4 protein-coding genes are annotated in these 3,275 nt (G+C 61.7%); all 4 read left to right on the forward strand.

The features are described from left to right. The first annotated feature begins 142 nt into the window (after positions 1–142). The 4 genes from M0D64_RS44600 (at position 143) to M0D64_RS44615 (ending at position 3,177) form a co-directional block, all read left to right on the forward strand. Positions 143–421, forward strand: a complete 279-nt coding sequence (locus M0D64_RS44600; RefSeq protein ID WP_266243595.1) for a hypothetical protein — start codon at positions 143–145, stop codon at positions 419–421. Further along, positions 418–903: a hypothetical protein gene (locus M0D64_RS44605; protein ID WP_266243593.1), complete on the forward strand. Its 486-nt coding sequence runs from the start codon at positions 418–420 to the stop codon at positions 901–903. Before M0D64_RS44600 ends, M0D64_RS44605 begins: the two co-directional genes overlap by 4 nt. 47 nt (positions 904–950) lie before the next feature. Next, the gene (locus M0D64_RS44610) at positions 951–1,505 is read left to right on the forward strand and encodes a hypothetical protein (RefSeq protein WP_266243590.1); all 555 of its coding nucleotides are present in this window, start codon (positions 951–953) and stop codon (positions 1,503–1,505) included. A gap of 715 nt (positions 1,506–2,220) precedes the next feature. Further along, on the forward strand, positions 2,221–3,177 hold the full coding sequence (locus tag M0D64_RS44615) for a hypothetical protein (RefSeq protein WP_266262291.1): 957 nt from the start codon (positions 2,221–2,223) through the stop codon (positions 3,175–3,177). Positions 3,178–3,275 lie beyond the last annotated feature (98 nt).

Consider the following 3,275-nt stretch of genomic DNA (forward strand, 5'->3'; position numbering starts at 1 on the left):
GCCGTGTCTCCTTTGATCGCGGGACGACGAACTCAGGGGAACGGCGGCAACGACGCGAAGCACCGCCGACTCAGCAGAAACCACCGACGCCGGGACTTCGGAATCTAGGGGCCCGGTCAGCTAAAACCGCATGGAGGTACAAATGTCCGACGCAGTGGAACCCATCGACCCGGCGCAGCTTTCGCGCGAACAGAAGCTTACGATCATTTACCGCCATACACATCGTGATTTTAAAGGCCATGCTGGCCCGCAATGGGGCGAGCATCAAGGCAAGAAATCCATTCTCGTGAACGTGAAGGGCTCGACCTGTCTCGTGCTGCTCGAACACCTGAGCGACGAGCAGATTGCCGACAAGCTGCCGTATGCCCTGACGAAGGAAGCGGACCGCCGTGCGAAGACGAAGAAGGCGGTAGCGAAATGAGCAAGCTTGCAGCCCTCGAAACCACCATCCACGATGCCGATGGCGAAGTGTATCGATACAGGTTGAAGGCAACCGGGCAATCGAGCGCACGCCTCGGCGCTTGTGAGGTTTGCGGCCAGCACGTCAGCGATGTCTATCACCTGATCGGCTCGCGCCTCGTCGAACGGACGTACCGCGCACACCGCGACCCGGAACGCTTCGGATGGACGCGCGACAAGTGCGCCGACGCTTTCGGGCACTTCAACTGTCTGGCCGCACGCCGCAAGGGTGTCGAGGTCATGAAGGGGCCACCCGGGCAGATCAATGGCAGTTTCAATCTCGAAATCAATGGCATTGAGGTGCTCATCAGCCGCGACGAGGAGGGCTTCAAGGCATACATCACGGATCGCTATGAGGGTCTGTTCTCGACCTTGAAGCGCGCGCACGACTTTGTAGACATGGCCGCCAACCACCCGGAACGGCGTAGGCCGATCACGGCGTAACTGATCTTTTAACGGGACCGCTCGCGCGGTCCAGCGAGGTAATTCACATGGAACGATATAGCCAAACCATCCTCCCGGGCGAAGCAGACGCGCAGGGTATCGACCTCACGCCCCGGTGGACAGCGCTGATGCCGATCATCCTGGCCGCGCTTGAGAACGGGACCAACGTTGGCCGGGGGAACGCACGCCGCAGTCTTATTGAGCTCGCCGACAGGGTGGACGGCGCGCACGACATGCACAAGCGCATGCGCGCTTCGCTTGATGCGCTGGCCAAGGCCTGGCCGAAGGCGGACAGACTGACTGAGCAAGAAGAAGACGCAATGCTCGAAGCTGTCGAGGTGCTTTCGCGAACCTCGCCAGGCGACAAGTGCGCGTTCCCGCAATATGGGGCTTTCAAACTCAGTGACGGCCTGAGCGATTCCCTGCGGCAAGAGGTTGAAAAGCTGCTCTGTCATGACGAAGCCAGTTCGGATGGAGAATTGCTCCACGTACTTATCGCCCGACTCGGCATGCAGGCCAATAAGGCCCGCGCGATCATCTCGCAACGTGGGACATTTATCATGTTCATGCCAACGGTCGAGCAACCGCGTCCGAACTGGTGACCCGTTCGTTCCAATCCGTACAGACGCCGGCCACGTGCCGGCGTTTTGTTTCCGGTGTCGCGTGAGCAGTCGGAGCCATCGAGCCGTGCCGCTGCACCTTGCGCGCCCGGCTTCGCCCGTCACGCAAGCTGACAGCACCGCGTCACGGAGTAACATCACCCCCGCTCTTGGGGCCGCGCCGCGTCCCGCGGACTCGCCCCGGCGCGTGCCATCCCCTCCAGCCTCGCTGCCTGCAGCAGCTCGGTGTGCGCGCTCGCCGCGCGAGGCGTTTCGCTTCGTCGCAGCTCTTCGTGCCGAATTCCCGCCCCCTGGTTCCCCGTCCTCTATCGCGATCGTAGCCACAGCCTACGCTGCGTCAAGGCGCACGGGGCCGTGTCAGTCGCTCTCGCTCCATCCCGCCCCACACCCCGCGCCTGAATCCTTGACCCAGCTCCGGCCGCGTCTCCTTTTGATCGCGGGACGATGAACTCAGGGGAACGGCGGCAACGACGAGAGACGCTGCCGACTCAGCACAAACCGGCATGGCCGGGACTCCGAATCTAGGGATCCGGTCAGCAAAGACAACCGTGGAAGAACGATGCAAAAGCTCACGTTTCAGGCAGACAGCGTTCCCCGCGCACCTATCCTTTCGGCGTTGCAGATAAAGGCGCTGCGGGGCGCGTTGGCGGGCAGGACGCTGGCCCTATGCTTTGGTTCAGGTGTGGACTCTACTGCAATGCTCGTAGCGCTTCATGCTGCTGGTATCCGCCCCGACGTCATCACCTTCGCTGACACAGGCGGAGAAAAGCCCGAGACCATCAAACACCTTGACCTCATGAACACGGTTTTGCGCGAATGGGGATGGCCGCTTATCGACGTGTGCCGAAAGATTCCACTCGCGTCCACAGGCTACGCGGACCTATACGGCAATTGCCTTGCGAACGAGACCTTGCCGTCGCTGGCTTTCGGCATGAAGAGTTGCAGTATCAAGTGGAAGGCCGCGATTCAGGACCAGTTTCTGAAGGGGGCAAAGTCCGGGCCGAACGCCAGGCTGCCCCATCCGCTTTGGATTTCGACGCGTGCCGCTAATGAACGGATCGTCAAACTGATCGGCTATGACTGCGGTCCGGCCGATCTGCGCCGCTCGAAAGCGCCGAAGCGCCCGGACGATGATTTCGATTATGTGTATCCGTTGCAGCTTGTTCGGTGGACACGGCGCGACTGCGTCAAGGCGATCACGTGGGCGCTCGGGGCCGACATGGTGCCGATCAAGTCGGCGTGCTTCTTCTGTCCTGCCTCGAAGCAATGGGAACTGTACTGGCTTGCCGCGAACCATCCAGAGCTACTGGAGCGTGCGCTGGTCCTAGAGCGTAACGCGCTCACTGGCCGGCATAGCCGCTTTGATGAGGTCGAATTCGGTGCGACATGGGAGGAGCTCGTGCGTGGAGCCGACCGCTTCCCTAGCACGTCAACCACCGTAGGACTCGGCCGCAGTTTCGCGTGGAATCAGTGGGCACGGGTCAATGACGTGGTAGACGATGATTTCCGTGTCAGGCGCGGCGAAGCGGATCGCGCCCGCTTCGCAATGATGTCCGATACCCTGCGGGACCATGACAATGCGCTCGATTCACGCACGCCGGGTATTCCCATAGTCGTAATCCCGGCGGCTGAACAGATGGACCTGGCACTGTGAAGCGTTCCGCGAGATCCGCCTGGGCATCGACCCGGGCGACGCCCAGCCATCCAGCCGTGCCGCTGCACCTTGCGCGCCCGGCTTCGCCCGTCACGCAA

Source organism: Paraburkholderia sp. WS6 (assembly GCF_030464835.1).
In the GTDB taxonomy this organism is placed as follows: Bacteria; Pseudomonadota; Gammaproteobacteria; order Burkholderiales; family Burkholderiaceae; genus Paraburkholderia; species Paraburkholderia madseniana.

What these genes read in the sequence shown, in the direction of transcription:
- M0D64_RS44615 (WP_266262291.1), top strand. Translation starts at nt 2,221, where the DNA reads ATGCTCGTAGCGCTTCATGCTGCTGGTATCCGCCCCGACGTCATCACC.
- M0D64_RS44600 (WP_266243595.1), top strand. Translation starts at nt 143, where the DNA reads ATGTCCGACGCAGTGGAACCCATCGACCCGGCGCAGCTTTCGCGCGAA.
- M0D64_RS44605 (WP_266243593.1), top strand. Translation starts at nt 418, where the DNA reads ATGAGCAAGCTTGCAGCCCTCGAAACCACCATCCACGATGCCGATGGC.
- M0D64_RS44610 (WP_266243590.1), top strand. Translation starts at nt 951, where the DNA reads ATGGAACGATATAGCCAAACCATCCTCCCGGGCGAAGCAGACGCGCAG.